The sequence below is a fragment of the Virgisporangium ochraceum genome (assembly GCF_016863655.1).
Lineage (GTDB): Bacteria > Actinomycetota > Actinomycetes > Mycobacteriales > Micromonosporaceae > Virgisporangium > Virgisporangium ochraceum.
In genome coordinates, this window is record NZ_BOPH01000017.1 from 108526 (window position 1) to 126712 (window position 18187).

An 18187-nucleotide genomic window follows, 5' to 3' on the forward strand; every position below is an offset into this window, starting at 1 on the left:
AGAGCGTGTACCTCTTGAGGGGTAGGTGGGGTAACGCAGCCCACACCCGAAACCCGGTGCCGGTCTGTACCAGCGGCTGTCAGGATGAACGGATGCGGTGGCGCAGCTTCGTGGCGCTCGGCGACAGTTTCACCGAGGGCATGGACGACCGGTACGAAGACGGTCGCGGTTACCGGGGATGGGCGGATCTCGTCGCGGGGCAACTGGCCCTGCGGGAGAAGGACTTCCGGTACGCCAACCTCGCCATCCGTGGTCGCCTCTTCCCTCGCGTGGTCGAGGAGCAGGTGCCCGCGGCACTCGCGATGGAGCCCGATCTCATCACGTTCGCCGCCGGCGGCAACGACGCACTGCGGCGCGGCTTCCAGCCCGAGGTGCTGATCGAGAACTTCGACAACACCGTCCGTGACCTGCGGGCCGGCGGCGCCGACGTGGTCCTCTTCCGGTGGGCCGACGTCACCGACCGCCTGCCCGGCGGCCGGATCGTCGGCCCGCGCGTGGAGATGATGAACCGGGCGGTGTCGGCGACCGGCGAGCGGCACGGCGCTTACGTCGTCGACCTGTGGGGTGACGACGCGTTCCGCAACACGCGGCTGTGGAGCACCGACCGGCTGCACCTGTCGGCGGCGGGTCACCGGCGGGTGGCCGCGCACGTCCTGGAGGCGCTCGGCGTCACGGCGGAGCCGAGCTGGCTGGCGGCGGTCCCCCCGCCCGAGAAGCTGAGCTGGACGCGGGCGCGAGCGGCCGACGCACGCTGGGCCACCCAGCACCTCGCGCCGTGGATCAAGCGGCGCCTCACCGGGCGGTCGTCGGGCGACCTCGTGCAACCGAAACGTCCGGCGCTTGAACCCGTGACCTGACCACCTCACGATGGGGTGATGGTCACCCGGCGCGGAGTTCTCGCAGCGGCCGCCGCCACGACGGCCGCGTGCACGACAGAGACGACAGGCGGGCAGGACTTCGATCCGTCGAGCTGGGCCAGCGTCAAGGCCCAGTTCCCGCACGACAGGGACAGCGCCAACTTCGCGGCGTTCGTCTTCGCCAGCCACCTGCCGCCCGTGAAGCAGGCGATAGAACGCTACGCCGCGAGCCTCGACCGGGACCCGACCGGCTTCCTCGCCAGCGACGAGGACAGGCTCGACCGCGAGGTGGCGACGAAAGCCGGCGACTACCTGAAAGCCGACCCGGGATCGATCGCGTTCACCGACTCGACGACCGCGGGCCTGGGGCTGATGTACAGCGGTCTGCGCCTCGGCTCGGGCGACGAGATCCTCACCACCGAGCACGACTTCTACGCCACCCACGAGTCGCTGCGGCTGCTCGCCGCCCGCACCGGGTGCACGGTCAAGAAGGTCCGCCTCTACGGGGACAAGCCGACCGAGGACGCGATCCTGTCCGCGTTCAGCGCGGCGTTGTCGCCGAAGGTCGCGGTGGTCGCGTTGACGTGGGTCCATTCCGGGACCGGCGTGCGCCTGCCGATCGCGGCCATGGCCGACCTCGTGCGGGAGAGGACGCAGGCGCTCGTGTGCCTCGATGCCGTGCACGGGTTCGGGGCGCGGCGCGAGCGTCCGCAGGACCTGAAGGTCGACTTCTTCGTGTCGGGCGGGCACAAGTGGCTGTTCGGACCGCGCGGCACCGGTCTCGTCTGGGGTTCGCCGAAGGGCTGGGAGCGCTACACGCCGGTGGTGCCGTCGTTCAGCCGCGCCGCGATCGGCGCGTGGATCTCCGGACGCGCGCCCAGCGGGTCACCCGGTGAGCTCGCCTCACCGGGCGGCTATCACACGTTCGAGAACCGCTGGGCGCTTGCCGCCGCGTTCGACCTGCACAAGCGGATCGGCGCCGACCGCATCGCCGACCGCACGGAACAGCTGGCCACGAAGCTCAAGCAGGGCATCAAGGACCACGTCCGGCTGGTGACGCCGGAGTCGCCGGCCCTGTCGGCCGGCCTGGTGTGCTGCGAGGTGGAAGGCGTGCCGCCGGCCGCGGCCGTCGCGCAGCTACGCGCGAACGGGATCGTCGCGAGCGTCACCCCGTACGCGACGACGCTGGTGCGCTTCGGCACCAGCGTCGCCACCGACGAGTCGGACGTCGACCGCGCCATCGCGGCCGTCAAGGACCTCTAAAGCTGCTCGGGTAGGTTCAACACGTAGTCCAGCACCTCGGAGTACCTGGCGGTCGCCACGGCGATGGTGCTGTCGGCGGCGCCGTAGTAGAGCCGCAGCTCCCCGGCCTCCTCGTCGTGGGTGAGGCCGGTCGGGAAGACCACGTTGGGCACGTCACCGATGCGCTCGTACGGCGCGTCGGGGCCGAGGACCCACGACGGCGTGCGGCGCAGCACCTTCGTCGGGTCCTCCAGGTCGAGCAGCATGATGCCGACGCGGTAGATCGACGTCGCCACCATCTGCTTCACACCGTGGTAGAAGCACAGCCACCCGTGCGGCGTCTCGATCGGGGGCGGGCCCATGCCGATCCGTGTCGCGTCCCACCAGGGTCCGGTCCGGCTCTGCAGCACGGGTTCCGACGCGGTCCACGACCTGAGGTCCGCCGACCGCGACAGCCAGACGTCGGCCCGGTGCGACGTCGCCGACACCGGCCGGTGGAACAGCACGTACTGGCCGTTGATCTGGCGGGGGAGGAGTGAGGCGTTCTTGTCCTCCGGCGGCATGATCACGCCGTACGACTCGTACGACTTGAAGTCCTGCGTCACGGCGAGCGCCACGCACGGGCCGCTCGGCCCGTAGGCGGTGTAGGTGATCGCGAACCCGCCGAGTTCCTTGATCGGCGTGATGCGCGCGTCCTCCACGCCCCAGCAGGTGGTGGGGTCGGCGGGGTCGTCGGCGATCAGCGGCTTCGGTTCGACGCGCCAGCCGGTGCGTCCGTTCTCGCTGCGGGCGACGGCCAGGTGCGAGATGCCGCGCCGGTCCTCGACGCGGGCGAGCAGGATCGTTTCGCCGTTGAGCATTGCCGCACCCGGGTTGAACACGCTGTTCATCGGATACGGGAAGTCGGCGGCACTCAGGACGGGGTTTCCGGGGTGGCGGTGGAACAGCTCGGCTTCATCGTGCATCGTGCTGGCCCTTCCAGGTCGAGCGGGTTCCGGCGCGACGGCCTGGCTTTGATTTTGCCCGGTCGTTGGCCAGAAATGTGCTCTTTCGCTCGGGTTTCACCCCGGCCGCGCGTGCGTCGGCCGACGGTTCGACCGGCACGCGGTCGGGCAGCGCGGCGAGGCCGGCGGTCAGCAGCGCCAGCTCGGCCTGCAGGTGTGCCAGCGTCGACTCGGCGCCCTGGTTCGCGTTGACGCCATCGGGGGTGAGGCCGTCGTGGCAGGCACCGGTCCGCGCGTCGTACAGGGGGACGCCGCGGCGGTTGCGCCCGTGGAACCAGTCGTACGCGACGCCGGCGAGGCTGCCGTAGCGGGCGTCGCCGGTGTGCCGCCACGCGGCGACCATCGCCTCCACGGCGGAGGCGGCGTCGATGGGCTGTTCGTCGCCGTCGTCGGCCCAGCCGTCGGGCGCGTCGCGCCGGTGCCAGCGGTTGCCGACGTTGCGCAGCGTGCCGGCGGTGAGGCCGGCGTGGTCGGCGTACCAGTCCAGGGCGGTCAGCGCGTGGGCGGCCGCACCGGCGTCACCGAGCGCCTCGGCGCCGGCGAGCAGGGCGTGCGGCAGCCGGGCGTTGTCGTAGGTGAGTTCGGGCTCGAACCAGTACCAGTCGGCGTCCGCGGTCGCGGTCAGGGCCGCGTCCAGGCGCGCCACGAGCGAAGCGATGGGACCGGTGCCAGCGGCCGAGCAGCCGAGCAGGGCGTACGCCACGCTCCGCAGTCCCGACCCGGCCAGCGCGGGCGTGTCGGGGGCGAGCCGGGCGAGCAGCACGCGGGCCTCCCGACGCGTCTCCGGTGGGACGCCCGTTCCCGCGGCCAGCACCCCGAGTGCCCACACCGACCGGCCGACGTGGTCGCCGGGGTGCGGGTCGTCGGTCCAGGACCCGCCGTACGACATGCGGTTGTGCATGCGGCCGTCGCGGACGGCCGCCGTGAGGAACCGCACCGACATGCCGGCCCACCGCCGGGCGAGGGTCAGCACCTGCGGTGCGGCGGGAGGCGCGAGCGCGAGCAGCCCGGCCGACACGATCGCGAGCCGCGACACGTCGTCGACGTTGTAGCCGTAGTCGAGGTCGGGGTCGGCCCCGCGGGAGAATTCCACGATGCCGAACTCGTCGGTCAGCCGGCCCAGGTGGTGCAGGCGCAGCCGGGGGACGGGGACCGGCGGCACCGACAACCGTCCCGCGCCACGCGACCGGGCCTCGCTCACGACGTCCCGGATGAGCTGTGCGGCCTGGAGCCCGACGGCCGGCCAGGTGAGGCGCGAACCGCGACTGTCGGCGGCGCCGCGCGTGGCGGCGAGCGCCGGTGGCGAGTCGAGCAGCCCGGTGATGCCGGCGGCGAGCGCGGGTACGTCGCGGCACGGAACGAGCACGCCGGCCCCATCGGCGAGCAGGTCGCTCGCGTACCGGTAGTCGGTGGAGACGACCGGGCAGCCGGCCGCGACCGCGAATGTGAGCGCGCCCGAGCAGATCTGCTCCGGCGACAGGTAGGGCGTCACGAAGATCGTCGTGCGGCGCAGCAGGGCCGACAGCTCGGCGGGGGTGAGGAACGAGTCGATGAAGTGGACGTTGTCGGTGAGCCCGAGGTCGCGTGCCAGCCGGTGCAGGCCCTGCCGGTACGACTCGCCTTCGTGACGGACGATCTCCGGATGGGTGGCGCCGGCGATCACGTATCTGGTGGTCGGGTGCCGCTCGACCACGCGCGCGAGCGCTCCGATCGCGTCCTCGAGCCCCTTGCCGGCGCTCACCAGGCCGAACGTCGTGAGCACCGGGTCGTCGCCGAGCCGGTTGAGCACCTGGGTGACGTGCTCGCGCAGGTCTTCGCGCGGCGGCACCGCGCGCAGGATCTCCGGTGCGCCGTGCGGCACGACGGTGAGCTGCTGCCCGGTCGCGATGCCGGCACGGATCGCCAGCTGCCGGGCGGTCTCGGTGAACACGGTGACGCGTGCGGCGCCGGCGCACAGCGCCGACAGCGTCGCCGACTGGCCGGCGGTCGGGTTGGCCAGCTGGGTGTGCAGCGTGACCAGGTACGGGATGCCCTGCCTGGTGAGCGCCCGGGCGAGGTGCAGCACGTACGAGCCGTTCGGCCCGCCGAAGATGCCGTACTCGTGCTGGATGAGAACCGCGTCGACGCCGGCCGCGGCGATGTCGTCGGCGGCCGTCACGTAGCTCGCGATACGGTCCTGGTCGATCACCGCGACGACCTCGTCGGGATAGCTGAGGCCGTCGCGGTCGATCGCGACCACGACGGGGTCGAGGTCGCCCTTCAGGGCCTCGCGCAGGTCAGCGGTGTAGGTCGCCAGCCCGCAGCGGCGCGGCAGGTAGGTCGACACGATGCCGAGCCGGGTCTGAGCAGCACGGTACATGGGCAGATTGTTACTGGAAAATTTCCCAAAATATGTCTAAACGGATGAACCCGATCGACTGAGGGTGTCGACCCGCTTGAGGGCGTCCGGTAACCGGTGCGGTCCCGCCATGGTCCGTACCAGGTCGGCCGCGTCGGCGGCGTCCAGGCCGCCCGCTGTCACGTACAGGGGACGCCGTGAGCTGCCGCGATACACCTCGACCGCGTGGGTGGCCGGCTGGAACGCGGTCTTCGCCACGCCGATCACCGGGATGCCCAGCTCCTGCCGGACGTGGTGGCCGAGTCCGGGCCGGCCGTGCGGGTCGAGCGTGACGTAGCCGTCGACGACGAGCAGGTCGAGGTCCCGCGCCAGGCCCAGGACGGCCCGCAGCGGCGGCAGTTCGCGCTCGAAGAACGCGCCCGGCCGGTACGGCAGCGCGGTGGCCTGGCCGAGCACGTGCTCCTCGTCGAGCTGGGCGAAGGTCGGGGTGCCGGCGACCACCAGCGCGGCGGTGGCGCCCCCGGCCTGCGGGTAGTAGACGTCCACGGCGCCGTAGCGAGGCATGCGCGAACTCTATTCCGGCCGTTCAGCGCACCTGAATTGCGTAACATTTTCGTTTATGGGCGATCCGGTGATCCTGGCAGTCGACGACGAGGCTGACCTGTGCGTCCTCATGGACCGCATCCTCAGCCGTCGCGGTTACGCCGTGACGACGGCCGGTGGGGTCACCGAGGCGCTCGACGCGCTGGCCGCCATGCCCGCCGCGCCCGACCTGCTCATCACCGACATCAACATGCCCGACGGGCGCGGCGTCGAGCTGGCCGAACGGGTGCGCGAGAAGGTCGGTGACCTGCCGGTGCTGTACGTGTCGGGCCACAGCCGCGCGCATGCCGAGAGCGCCGGCACCATTCCGGTCGGCTCCGCGATGCTCGAGAAACCGTTCCTGCCCAACCAGCTGGTCGAGGCCGTGGCCAAGGCGCTATCCGGCATCTAGCACCTCGCGCACGGCGGCCAGCAGGCCGTCTTCGGAGAACGGCTTCTCCAGCAGGTTCACGCCGGCCTCCAGGGTGCCGCTTCCGGCCAGCACCGGGCGCGCGTACCCCGACATGAACAGCACCTTGACGTCGCCCCGCTGGGCCCGGACCGCCTCGGCCACGTCCTTGCCGAGCACCTGCGGCATCACGACGTCGGTGAGCAGCAGGTGCAGCGGACCCGCATGGGTGCGGGCCAGCCGGATCGCGTGCAGGCCGTCGTCGGCGAGGATCACGTCGTAGCCGTTGCGGGCCAGGATCCGCCGGGCCACCTCGCGGATGGCCGGCTCGTCCTCGCAGATCAGCACCGTCTCGCCGGCACCCTTGCTCCGCAGGACGGGTGTGCGTTCCTTCTCCTTGTACAGCGGCTCGTCGGTGGCCGGCAGCAGGATCGTGAACGTGGTGCCGCGCTGCGGCCAGGAGCTGATCCGGATGAGCCCGGCCGCTTCGGTGACGATCCCGTGCACCGTGGCGAGGCCGAGCCCGGTGCCTTCGCCCTTCGGCTTCGTCGTGAAGAACGGCTCGAACGCCCGCGCCATCACCTCGGGCGCCATGCCGGCTCCGGTGTCGGCGACGCGCATCTGCACGTACCGGCCGGGCCAGAGCATGTCGGTGTGCTCGGTGATCTCGGCGTTCTCGGTGGTGAACGTGACCGTGCCGCCGCCCGGCATCGCGTCGCGGGCGTTCAGTGCCAGGTTCACCAGCACCTGCTCGATTTGGGCCGGGTCGGCCCGAACCGACCACAGGTCGTCGGCGAGGCGGCAGCGCAGCTCGATGTGCTCGCCGAGGGAGCGGCCGAGCATCCGGTATACGTCGTTGATCACCGAGTTCGGGGAGATCACCCGCGGTCGGGACACCTCGCGGCGGCCGAACGCCAGCAGCTGGTGGGTCAGCGCGATTCCGCGGTCGGCGGCGCGCTGGATCTGCTCGATGTCGCGGGTGACCGGTCCCCACCGCCCCGGGTCGTCGCCGGAGGCGTCACCGATCGCCTCGGCCACGAACGCCGCGTAGTTGACGATCACCGCCAGCAGGTTGTTGAAGTCGTGCGCGACGCCGCCGGCCAGCTGCCCGAGGCTCTCCAGCCGCTGGTTCTGCTGCAGCTGCCGGGCCAGCCGCTCCTGCTCGGCGAGCGCCTTCAGCCGATCGTGCTCGGCCTGCTGGGCCAGCCGGTCGGTGGCGTCACGGATGGCGGCGGCGACGAGGAGGCCGTCGTCGGTCTGCAGCGACGACAGGCTGATGTCGGCGGCGAACCGGGTGCCGTCCTTCCGCTGGGCCATCAGCTGCTCGCCGTGCAGCCCCATCGGACGGGCCTGCGGGCGGGAGGCGTACTTCGTGCGGTAGGCGATGTGGGCGCGGCGCAGCTCGGTGGGCACCAGCATCTCGACCGGCTGGCCCACGAGCTCCGCGCGCGTGTAGCCGAGCAGCCGGGAGGTCTGCGCGTTGGCCAGCACGATGTAGCCCTTGGCGTCGGTGACCACGATCGCGTCCGGCGCTGCCTCCAGCACCCCGACGATCTTCGCGTCGGCGAGTTCCTCGGTGCTGACCGCCTGCGAGATCGACGCCACGCCGATGATCTCGCCGCTGTCGTCGGTGATCGGCGACAGCGTGATCGACACCTGGATCGGGATGCCGTCCTTGCGGTGACGCACGGCCCGGTGCCGGTCGATCACCTGGCCCCGGCCGACCGCGGCCATGATCGTCTCTTCCTCGACGCGGCGGTGCTCGGGTACGAGGTCGGCGCCGTGCCGGCCGATCACCTCCTCGGCCCGGTAGCCGTAGAGGCGGGTGGCGCCGGGGTTCCAGTCGGTGATGACGCCGTCGAGGTTGCGGGCGATGATCGCCTCGTGCGTCGACCGCACGATCAGGGCCAGGCGGGCCTCGGCGGCCGCGGCCCGCTTGCGGTCGGTGAGGTCGCGGATGATCAGGATGGACGGACCGGCGTCGGCGCCCTGGTTGACCGTCACCTCCGCAGGCACCATCGACCCGTCGCTGCGCACCGCGTGCTGTTCGCAGACCGGCGGGCCGAACGGGGGCATCCGCAGTTCGGGCAGCACGAGCTTGACCGGCTGCCCGATCAGCTCCGGGGCGGAGTAGGCCAGCAGCCGCAGGGCGCTCATGTTGACGAACTCGATGTGGCTGTCGGCGTCGGCGATCAGGATGGGGTCCGGCGCTGCCCAGATGTATCCGAGCTGCGAGGTCTCCTTTCCGTCCACTCCTTCACGTTAGCGGCCGTTTGTTCCGGTTTATCCGATCTCCCGGAATCCGCGCCGGACCCGCACGTGAAGCCCACATCCGGTGCCTAGCGTCGGAGCCATGCGGCGGCGGTGGAGCGGGATCGGTGCGGTCGTGCTGACCGTCCCGTGGGTGTGCATGATCCTGGCGCCGATGCCGGGTGCGAGCGTCCTGCACCCGTGGCCGTTCCAGGAGCTGCCCGGCTACCTCGCCGCGTCGCCCACGGAGTTCGTCGTGCAGGTCGGCGGGAACCTCGCCGCGTTCGCCGGGCTCGGTGCGCTCGCGCCGGTGCGGTGGCCGTTGCGGTGGTGGCAGGTCGCCGCGCTGGCCGCTGTGTGCTCGGTCACCGTGGAGGGCCTGCAGTACCTGCTCGACCTCGGACGCGTGGCCTCGGTCGACGACGTGCTGCTCAACACCGGTGGCGCGGTGCTGGCGGCGTTGGCGAGCCACCGATGGTGGCGAATTCGAGCCCTCGAAAGCGGCGCTACGCTGTGCCGATGACTGTGGACGCCGGTACTCCTGCGCGCCGCTCCAGATCCCGTCGAGACGAGATTCTGCAGATCGCCGTGCAGCTGTTCGCCTCGCGGGGTTACCACGGGGTGTCCATGGACAACATTGGCGCCGCCGCCGGTGTCACCGGCCCCGCTCTCTACCACCACTTCGCCGGCAAGGACGCGATGCTGGTCGCCGCCCTGATGCCGGTGAGCGACCGGCTGCTCGCCAAGGGCCGCGAGTGCCTCGACAAGCATCCCGGCGACCCGGCCGGCGCGCTCCGGGAGCTGGTGGAGTTCCACGTCGAGTTCGCGCTCGACGAGCCCGCCGTGATCGCGCTGCACCTGCACGAGCTCGACCGGCTGCCAGACGAACCGAAGCGGAAGATCCGCCGGTTGCAGCGGCTCTACGTCGAGGTGTGGGTCGAGGTGATCAACGGGCTCCACCCGCACCTGACGGCCGAGGAGGCCCGGGTGCTGGCTCACGCGGCGTTCGGGCTGATGAACTCGACCCCGTTCATCGGCACCGGGGTGGAGCGGACGCGTCGCGCTGCGTTACTGCGCACCTCGACGCTCGCGGCGCTCAACCAGACGGTCGAGCCCCAGCGGTCGGGTGGTGCGGAGACAACGGCGGAGCCCGCGTAACCGGGTTATCCACACCCGGTTAGCACTCAGGTCCACAGCGTTGTCCACAGGCTCCCAGGGATGGGAGTCCGACTGATCGGGTCGCTCCTCGTGGCCGATCGGGGCGTGTCCGCCCGTCTGGTCCTTCGTATGGCATGGCGGCTCGGGGTACGTACCGTAGCGAGGCACTCCGGCGCCGATGCGGAGCTACCGTAACGGACATAAAGCGCCTTGCGTCGCAAAAACCTCAAAAGCGCAAGTCTTCGTTCGGGTTGTTCCGCGTCCTCTCTGAGAACGCCCCTCCGCCGGAGCGGGTTACGGGGTCTCCGGCAGGCCGGGTCACGCCGTCTCCTGATCCGCCCGCCCGGCGTTGATCCAGATGGCTGTTGAACGCGCTGTGCACTAAATGTCCCTTTTGAGTTACATGAGTCGCGTGTCCCCAAGCCAGATGGTTCGTTCCCCATATCGGTACGGTCAGTGACCGAACCGGCGTAACCGGTAACCGAAGGGGTGGCATGACGGGGGAATGCTGTCGGCGCGTGATGCGCCCCGCAGGCTCCGCGCACTGCCTGACCCCGCGGTTCAGCTACGCGCGACGACTAAGGACTGCGGCGGTCGGCCAGACGTTGCAGGTCCGATCGGGGCGGCCACGGGGACGCCCGGGTCCACATCCACCGATGCGGCGATCCGGCCGTGTCCGGTCCCCTGTCTTGCCTCCTGGCTAGCCGTGAGCTCGCCGAGCCGTCGTGCCACGACGGACGCGGTGTGGCTGCGCCCGCCATCAGCGACCTGACTCGCTTCATCTCAATCCAAGATCCGAAAGGCAACACCAACACAATGAAGACGTGGGTTCGTAGGTCCCTCAACGTCGGTGTGCTGGGCGCCGGGTTCCTGCTTGTTGGCGGGACCGCAGCTCAGGCCGACATGGTGAGCGGCCCCAACGCCGGCGTTGCGTCCGGCAACCAGCTCAGCAGCGTTCTGCAGATGCCGGTCGACGTCAGCGGCAACGCGGTGTCGGTGCTCGGCTTCGCCAACGCCCAGAGCATCGGCGGCGCCGGCGCGGTCAACACCGAAAGCGCGACCACCGAGAGCTCCGCCACCACCGAGGCCGGGAACATGGTCACCGGGTTCAACGGTGGCCTGCTCAACGGCAACCAGGTGTCGAGCGTCGTCCAGGTGCCGGTCAGCGTCTGCGGCAACTCGATCGCGGTGCTGGGCTTCGCCAACGCGCAGTGCGTCGGTGGCGCGGCCGCGGTGAACGGCGGCGGGTCCGGCTGGGACAACGACCGGAACCGGGGCGGCTGGGACCGTGACCGGGACTGGGACGACAACGACGGCCAGGGCTCGGGCAGCGGCGGCTACGGCCGTGGCGCCAGCGCGGGCTACGGTGACGCCGACGCGGCCGGCGACGGCTACGGCGGCGGCGGTGGCCGCGGCGCCAGCTGGGACGACGACGACGACCGCGACTGGGGCCACGGGCGTGGTCACGGCCGGGGTCACGGGCACGGGCACGACCGTGACTGGGACGACCGGGGCTGGGGCCGGGGCAACGACCGAGGCCACGACCGCGGCCACGGCCACCACGGGCGTGAGCACGGCGGCAACGGCGGCGGCGCGCTGAGCAACGGTGGCGGCGGCATGGTCACCGGCTACAACGCCGGCCTGGCCAACGGCAACCAGCTGAAGAGCGTCATCCAGGCGCCGATCGACATCAGCGGCAACGCGATCGGGGTCCTCGGGTTCGCGAGCGCCCGCAGCATCGGTGGGGCCGGCGCGGTCAACACCGAGAGCGCCTCGGCGACCACCGAGTCGCAGGACATGGTGTCGGGCTTCAACGCCGGACTCCTGAACGGCAACCAGGTCTCCAGCGTGATCCAGGTTCCGATCAGCGTCTGCGGCAACTCGATCGCGGTGCTGGGCTTCGCTGACGCCTCGTGCGTCGGTGGCGCCGGCGCGGTGAACGGTGGCGGCGGCTTCGACCGCGGCCGTGACCGGGACCGTGACTGGGACCGTGACCGCGACTGGGACGACGACGACAACGGTGGCGCGTCGGGCAACTACGGCGGCCCGTCGGGTTCGAACTACGGCGCCAGCCCGTCGAACTACGACCCGGCCAAGTCGAACATGGCCGCGAGCAAGAAGGCCAACAAGGTCAAGAAGGTCAAGAAGAACACCAACGAGCGCAGCTGGGCCGGTCGTGGCAACCACCACGGCAGCGGCGCGGGCGCGTCCTCGAACGGCTACGGCGGCCAGGGTGCCGGCGGCTACGGGGCCGGCATGGGCTCGGGCAACGACGACGACCGCGACTGGGGCCGTGGCCGCGACCGCGACCGCAACTGGGGTCGTGACGGCGGCAGCTGCGGCGGCGACATGGTGACCGGATACAACGCCGGGCTCCTGAACGGCAACCAGCTCTCCAGCGTCGTGCAGCTGCCGGTCGACATCTCCGGCAACTCGATCGCGCTGCTGGGCTTCGCCAGCTCGCGCAGCGTCGGTGGGGCGTCCGCGGTCAACTGCTGACCAACGCTCGCATTATCTGATCTGTCGCCGAGAGAGGCGACGAAAAACGACAGGGGCCAGCGCATCCGGCGCTGGCCCCTTTCGTGTGCCCCGGCTACTGTATGAGCTGAACGATCGTTCAGCTCCCCATGTGGTTTCACTGTGTAGCCGGTCCGAAAGGTGCCCCATGCTCAACGACGAGTACGAAGCGCTCCGTGAGACCGTGCGGGAGTTCGCTGTCGAAGCGGTCGCGCCGGTGATCGGCGACTACTACGAGCGGCACGCGTTCCCGTACGACCTCGTTCGGCAGATGGGCAAGATGGGCCTGTTCGGCCTGCCGTTCCCGACGGAGTTCGGCGGCGAGGGTGGCGACTATTTCGCCCTGTGCCTCGCGCTGGAGGAACTGGCCCGGGTCGACTCCAGCGTCGCGATCACCCTGGAGGCCGCGGTGTCGCTGGGTGCGATGCCGATCTACCGGTTCGGCACCGAGGAGCAGAAGCAGCGCTGGCTGCCGGCCCTGTGCCGGGGCGAGGCGCTGGCCGCGTTCGGCCTCACCGAGCCCGGTTTCGGCACCGACGCGGCGGGTGCGGCCACCCGCGCGGTCCTCGACGGCGACGAGTGGGTCATCAACGGCTCGAAGGCGTTCATCACCAACTCGGGTACCGACATCACCTGCCTGGTCACGGTCGCCGCGATCACCGGAACCAACCCCGACGGCACGAACGAGCTGTCGACGATCATCGTGCCGTCCGGCACGCCGGGGTTCACCGTGCTGCCCGGCTACTCCAAGGTCGGCTGGTGCGCGTCCGACACTCACGAGCTGGCCTTCGACGATGTGCGGGTGCCAGCCGCGAACCTGGTCGGCGAGCGCGGCCGGGGGATCGCGCAGTTCCTGCGCATCCTCGACGAGGGCCGCATCGCGATCGCGGCGCTGTCGGTGGGCCTGGCACAGGGCTGCATCGACGAGTCGCTGAAGTACGCGAAGGAGCGCCACGCGTTCGGCGGCCCGATCGGCCGCTACCAGGCCATCCAGTTCAAGATCGCCGACATGGAGGCGCGTACCCACGTCGCCCGGCTGGCCTACCACGACGCCGCGGACCGCATGCTGCGTGGCGAGCCCTTCAAGCGGCAGGCGGCCATCGCCAAGCTCACCGCGAGCGAGACCGCGATGACGAACGCGCGCGAGGCCACCCAGATCCACGGCGGCTACGGGTTCATGAACGAGTTCCCGGTGGCCCGCTTCTACCGCGACGCGAAGGTGCTGGAGATCGGCGAGGGCACGAGCGAGGTGCAGCGCATCCTGATCGCCCGCGACCTGGGTCTCTAGCTCCGGTTGGTGCCGGCCGTGGCGCCGGGGCGCACCGCGTCTCGCACCTTGCGCAGCGCGGAGAGCATCGCTTCGAGCTCGGCCGGCTCCAGGAGGCCGCTGAACCATTCGTCGATCAGTGCGATGTGACCGGGAAGCACGTCTCCGATGCGCTCGCGGCCGGCGTCGGTGAGGGTGGCCAGCAGCCCGCGCCGGTCCGACGGACAGGCCCGCCGGCACAGGAGGCCCGAGCGTTCGAGCCGGTCGACGAGCCGGGTGATGCCGCTGGTGGTGAGCGAGGTCTGCGCGGCCAGGTCGCTCATGCGGAGCTCGCCGCCCGGTGAGCGGCTGAGCCGCAGGAGCACCTCGAACTCGGCCATCGCCAGGTTGTGCTCGGCGAGCTGGGCCGAGAACTTGGCCGTGAGCCCGGTGAAGGCCTCGGTGAACAACCCGACCGCGGTGATGCGCGGGTCGCTGAAGATGTCGTCGTGCGTGCCGACCCCGGGTGCCACTTCCTGCTGAGTCACCCCTCAAGAATACTTGCTTCGTCAACTACTTGACGCCGCAACTATCTTGATGCATAGTTGTGCGAGCAGAAGTTGGTAGCACGAATGATTCAGGGAGACCCGCGATGACCGCACCCGCCCTCGACACCCGCACCTTCGACGGGGTCACCATCCCGACGCCGGGCACCTTCGCGCTCGACGCCTCCCACTCCGAGGTCGCGGCCGTGGCCCGCCACCTCGTGGTCAGCAAGGTCCGTGGCACGTTCGCCAACGTCACCGGCACGATCGTGATCGCCGAGGACCCGCTGCAGTCCAGCGTCACCGCGTCCATCCCCGCGGAGACGATCAACACGAACTCCCCCGACCGCGACAACCACCTGCGTAGCGCCGACTTCCTCGACGTCGAGAAGTACCCGACGCTCGACTTCCGCAGCACCGGTGTGGTGAGTCACAAGGGCACCGAGTTCGTCCTCCGCGGCGACCTGACGATCCGCGGCGTCACCCGCGAGGTCGACCTGAAGGTCGAGTACGACGGTGTGGCGAAGAGCCCCTGGGGCCAGGAGGTCATCGCGTTCTCGGCCACCACCGAGTTCGACCGCGAGGACTTCGGCATGACGTGGAACCAGGCCCTCGAGACCGGTGGTGTGCTGGTCGGCAAGAAGATCGCGGTGCACATCAGCGCGGAGGCGATCCGCCAGGCCGCCGAGTAACCGGCTCACCAGTTGGGGCGAGATCGCAAGACAACTGGCTGTGGGAAATATGGCACTGCGCGCGACCCCGGGCTTACTTGCCCGGGGTCGCGTTTTGTCATGACATGAGCACCCTTCGGACAGGCATGATTGCTGAACGCACCCCAATACCTACTCTCCGCTAGAAGTGCGTCCATTTTGTCCCTGGCCCGATGGGTGACCCGCTCGTAACCTATGGACCCCGAGAGGTGGTTGAGGCCGATGGGGATGGACGTCTCGCCGTCCGCGTTCAGCAGGGAAGACCGGGCGCGGTACCGGCGGAAGGTCCGGCGTTGCCTCGATGTCTTCGCACTGATGCTGAACGACTTCACGTTCGACGCCGACCGTCCGACCACCGGCCTGGAGATCGAGCTCAACCTCATCGACCCGGAGTGCGACCCGGCGATGCGCAACGCCGAGGTGCTCGCCGACATCGCCGACCCTACGTTCCAGACCGAGCTCGGCCAGTTCAACCTCGAGCTGAACGTGCCGCCGCGGCTGATCGCCGACGACGGGTTCAGCGCCTACCAGCAGCAGGTGCGCGGTGCGCTGCAGCACGCCGACGAGCGGGCGCAGAAGTCCGACGCCCGCGTCGTGCTCATCGGCATCCTCCCGACGCTGACCCAGTCGCACACGGTGCTCGACAACATCTCCACCAACTCGCGGTACCGGCTGCTCAACGAGCAGATCCTCGGTGCCCGCGGCGAGGCCATCGACCTCGACATCCGGGGCGTGGAGCGGCTGCGGGCGTGGAACGACTCGATCGCGCCCGAGGCGGCCTGCACCAGCGTCCAGTTCCACCTGCAGGTGGCGCCCGAGGCGTTCGCCGCGTACTGGAACGCCGCGCAGGTGATCGCCGCGCCGCAGGTGGCGCTCGGCGCCAACTCGCCGTTCCTGTTCGGCCGCCGGTTGTGGGACGAGACCCGCATCGCGCTCTTCGAGCAGGCCACCGACACCCGGCCCGACGAGCTGAAGGCGCAGGGCGTGCGGCCGCGCGTCTGGTTCGGTGAGCGCTGGATCACCTCGATCTTCGACCTGTTCGAGGAGAACGTCAGATACTTCCCGCCGCTGCTGCCGATCGTGGAGGACGAGGAGCCCATGGACGTGCTGCAGGCCGGCGGCACTCCGCGGCTCCCCGAGTTACGGCTGCACAACGGCACGATCTACCGCTGGAACCGGCCCGTGTACGACGTGATGAACGGCCGTCCGCACCTGCGGGTCGAGAACCGCGTGCTGCCGGCCGGACCGACCGTGATCGACATCCTGGCCAACGCGGCGTTCTACTTCGGCCTGGTGCGGGCGATGGCCGAGGCCGACCGTCCACTGTGGACCCAGATGACGTTCTCCGTCGCCGAGGAGAACTTCCACACCGCCGCCCGCGACGGAATCGGCGCCCGCATCTGGTGGCCCCGTCTCGGCGAGGTGTCCGTGACCACCCTCGTCTGCGACGTCCTTCTACCCATGGCGTACGAGGGGCTCGACCGCTTCGGGGTCGCCCCCGCGCTCCGCGACCACCTGCTCGGCATCATCGAGGCACGCTGCCGGCTGCGCCGAAACGGTGCCGTGTGGCAGGCCGAACAGGTACGCCACCTCGAAGAGACCGTCGGCCTCGACCGCCCGTCGGCGTTACGCGAGATGCTCCGCCTGTACAGCGGCCACCTGCACGGCAACGATCCCGTGCACACGTGGCCGATCGGCTAGCGCTTCGGCCGACGGGTGCGCGGGCGGGGTCCGTCGGGGTCGGTGCCGCCGCCGTCGGAGTCGTCCGCGGTCGGCTGCTGCGCCGTGCGGCCGGGCCACAGCGGAGGCTTGGGACCGGGACGCGGCTTGTCCTCCGCCGGCTTGTCGTTCGCGGTCGGCTCGGGCTCGACGGTGTCGGTCGCGTAGGCCTTGGCATCGGTGTCGGAGGAGCGGCCCAGGCTCCGGTACGCACGGGAGGGCGCGTAGTCGTCGTCGGCCAGGTCGTCGTCGGGGTCGCGGACCGGCTGGGTGCCGCTCGACGTGGCGACCCTGGCGGTCGGCTTGTCCTCCAGCGCGGCCGGCCAGCCCACGAGGTCGTCGTCGGAACGCTGGTCGGATGCCTTGCTGAGCACCGGGACGGGCGTCTCCCGGTCCTCTTGCGCGGTCTTGCCCTGCGCCTTCTCCTGCGCCTTCGCCTCGGCGGCGGCCTGCTTGTCCGCGGCCCTGCGCTCGGCGGCGGCCTGCTTCTCGGCGGCGCGCGCCTGCGCCGCGGCCTGCCGTTCGGCCTCGCGGGTGGCCTGACGCTCGGCCGCGAGGGCGCGGCGCTCGGCCTTCTCCTGTGCGGTGAGCGGCGGCCCGATCGCGGCGACCAGGACCGATCCGGCCAGGCCCGCGATCACCGCGTACGGCGCGAACATCGCGGCCGACCACTGCGAGATGTCGACGTTGTCCTCGCCCGCGAACTGCGGCGCCGCGAGGAGATAGGCGGCGGCGACGAGCAGCGGACCGACGGCACCGGAGATCGCGACGCCCACCCGGCTGTCGCCCCGCCGGCCGGCCCGCCACGCGGCGAGGAAGCCGATGGCCGCGGCGGCCACGAGCATCACGACGACACCGGGCATGTAGAACCCGCGCACCTGCGGCCCGCCGTTGAACTCCCAGAACGCGAGCTGGGCGAGCACGGGCTCGTCGCCCTGGCGCAGGTTGTCGGTCACCGAGATCACTGCGAGCAACCAGATGTAGGCCGCCGTGGCCACCACGTTCGCGGCGACCGCCCGTGCGGTCAGCGCGCCCACCGCGGTCAGCAGGCCGATGATGACGCCGAGCACGACGTAGCCGGCGGCGGTCCACTCGGGGGCGAAGTTGTCGGGCGTCTCGGCGGCGCGTGCCGGCACGGCGACCAGCGGAACGACCACGAGCGCACCGATCGCGGCGGCGAACACGAGCGCGGCCCGCCAGGCGCCGAGCACGAAGCCGTCGAGCGAGTCGGGATGGGAGTCACCCCGGCCGGCGAGCATGTGTGCGGTCACCGCGCCGAGCACCGTCGACGTCGCGGCGATCCAGACGACCCACGCGAGGCTGGCCAGCCACGGCACCCGGCCGTTGTCGGGCTCGACGGCGGGCAGCCAGGCGACGATGCCCAGGCCGTAGCCGATACCCAGCTGCGCGGCGCCGGCCCCGGCCGCAATCGCGACCGCGGTGATGGACGATCCGGCCCAACTTCGTGCCGCCATGCCGCGCAGCGTACGCGTAACTATCAAAGTGGGCGATCCCTGAGGCGGGGGGCGGGAACATACCGGTAGGAACTGCCGCAACTTCCACGCCTCCGTCGGAGTTTCCTTCGGCGTTGGCTGAGGTACTTAGGGCTG

General features: G+C 70.8%; 15 protein-coding genes. 9 read left to right on the plus strand and 6 right to left on the minus strand.

Features of this window, described 5'->3' with window-relative positions:
- The first annotated feature begins 92 nt into the window (after nt 1-92).
- Nucleotides 93-857: an SGNH/GDSL hydrolase family protein gene (locus Voc01_RS06230; protein WP_203926293.1), complete on the plus strand. Its 765-nt coding sequence runs from the start codon at nt 93-95 to the stop codon at nt 855-857.
- A gap of 18 nt (nt 858-875) precedes the next feature.
- Nucleotides 876-2120 (plus strand): aminotransferase class V-fold PLP-dependent enzyme, encoded by a 1245-nt coding sequence (locus tag Voc01_RS06235; RefSeq protein ID WP_203926294.1) that lies wholly within the window; start codon nt 876-878, stop codon nt 2118-2120.
- On the opposite strand, the gene Voc01_RS06240 is transcribed toward Voc01_RS06235, so the two are convergent.
- Genes Voc01_RS06240 through Voc01_RS06250 form a run of 3 tightly spaced genes read right to left on the minus strand, consistent with a single transcriptional unit; the run spans nt 2117 to nt 6005 of the window.
- The gene (locus Voc01_RS06240; protein WP_203926295.1) at nt 2117-3064 is read right to left on the minus strand and encodes a glycoside hydrolase family 130 protein; all 948 of its coding nucleotides are present in this window, start codon (nt 3062-3064) and stop codon (nt 2117-2119) included. The genes Voc01_RS06235 and Voc01_RS06240 overlap by 4 nt on opposite strands.
- Nucleotides 3054-5462: a glycosyltransferase gene (locus tag Voc01_RS06245; RefSeq protein WP_203926296.1), complete on the minus strand. Its 2409-nt coding sequence runs from the start codon at nt 5460-5462 to the stop codon at nt 3054-3056. The genes Voc01_RS06240 and Voc01_RS06245 overlap by 11 nt, the downstream gene beginning before the upstream one ends.
- Before the next feature lie 36 nt (nt 5463-5498).
- Nucleotides 5499-6005 carry an endonuclease V gene (locus tag Voc01_RS06250; protein ID WP_203926297.1) on the minus strand — a complete coding sequence of 169 codons (507 nt, stop codon included), beginning with the start codon at nt 6003-6005 and terminating at the stop codon, nt 5499-5501.
- On the opposite strand from Voc01_RS06250, the gene Voc01_RS06255 reads away from it, so the two are divergent.
- On the plus strand, nt 6004-6435 hold the full coding sequence (locus Voc01_RS06255) for a response regulator (protein ID WP_203926298.1): 432 nt from the start codon (nt 6004-6006) through the stop codon (nt 6433-6435). The genes Voc01_RS06250 and Voc01_RS06255 overlap by 2 nt on opposite strands.
- Here the strand turns inward: Voc01_RS06255 and Voc01_RS06260 are convergent.
- Complete coding sequence (locus tag Voc01_RS06260; RefSeq protein ID WP_239159990.1) at nt 6421-8685, minus strand: hybrid sensor histidine kinase/response regulator; 2265 nt, start codon at nt 8683-8685, stop codon at nt 6421-6423. The genes Voc01_RS06255 and Voc01_RS06260 overlap by 15 nt on opposite strands.
- Nucleotides 8686-8785: 100 nt before the next feature.
- On the opposite strand from Voc01_RS06260, the gene Voc01_RS06265 reads away from it, so the two are divergent.
- The 4 genes from Voc01_RS06265 (at nt 8786) to Voc01_RS06280 (ending at nt 13645) form a co-directional block, all read left to right on the plus strand.
- The gene (locus Voc01_RS06265; protein WP_203926299.1) at nt 8786-9205 is read left to right on the plus strand and encodes a VanZ family protein; all 420 of its coding nucleotides are present in this window, start codon (nt 8786-8788) and stop codon (nt 9203-9205) included.
- The gene (locus tag Voc01_RS06270; RefSeq protein ID WP_203926300.1) at nt 9202-9840 is read left to right on the plus strand and encodes a TetR/AcrR family transcriptional regulator; all 639 of its coding nucleotides are present in this window, start codon (nt 9202-9204) and stop codon (nt 9838-9840) included. The genes Voc01_RS06265 and Voc01_RS06270 overlap by 4 nt, the downstream gene beginning before the upstream one ends.
- An 816-nt stretch (nt 9841-10656) precedes the next feature.
- A complete protein-coding gene (locus Voc01_RS06275) occupies nt 10657-12339 on the plus strand; it encodes a chaplin family protein (protein WP_203926301.1) in 1683 nt (560 codons plus the stop codon).
- Nucleotides 12340-12505: 166 nt separating this feature from the next.
- Nucleotides 12506-13645: an acyl-CoA dehydrogenase family protein gene (locus Voc01_RS06280; protein ID WP_203926302.1), complete on the plus strand. Its 1140-nt coding sequence runs from the start codon at nt 12506-12508 to the stop codon at nt 13643-13645.
- Here the strand turns inward: Voc01_RS06280 and Voc01_RS06285 are convergent.
- Entirely contained in the window at nt 13642-14151 is a 510-nt protein-coding gene (locus Voc01_RS06285; RefSeq protein ID WP_239159991.1) for a MarR family winged helix-turn-helix transcriptional regulator, read from the minus strand. The two genes, Voc01_RS06280 and Voc01_RS06285, sit on opposite strands and share 4 nt — an antisense overlap.
- A gap of 104 nt (nt 14152-14255) precedes the next feature.
- Here Voc01_RS06285 and Voc01_RS06290 point away from each other — a divergent pair, with 104 nt between their 5' ends.
- Both Voc01_RS06290 and Voc01_RS06295 read left to right on the plus strand, forming a co-directional pair.
- Nucleotides 14256-14840 carry a YceI family protein gene (locus tag Voc01_RS06290; protein ID WP_203926303.1) on the plus strand — a complete coding sequence of 195 codons (585 nt, stop codon included), beginning with the start codon at nt 14256-14258 and terminating at the stop codon, nt 14838-14840.
- Between the two features lie 240 nt (nt 14841-15080).
- Nucleotides 15081-16559: a glutamate-cysteine ligase family protein gene (locus Voc01_RS06295; RefSeq protein WP_203926304.1), complete on the plus strand. Its 1479-nt coding sequence runs from the start codon at nt 15081-15083 to the stop codon at nt 16557-16559.
- On the opposite strand, the gene Voc01_RS06300 is transcribed toward Voc01_RS06295, so the two are convergent.
- Nucleotides 16556-18052 (minus strand): hypothetical protein, encoded by a 1497-nt coding sequence (locus Voc01_RS06300; RefSeq protein ID WP_203926305.1) that lies wholly within the window; start codon nt 18050-18052, stop codon nt 16556-16558. The genes Voc01_RS06295 and Voc01_RS06300 overlap by 4 nt on opposite strands.
- Nucleotides 18053-18187 lie beyond the last annotated feature (135 nt).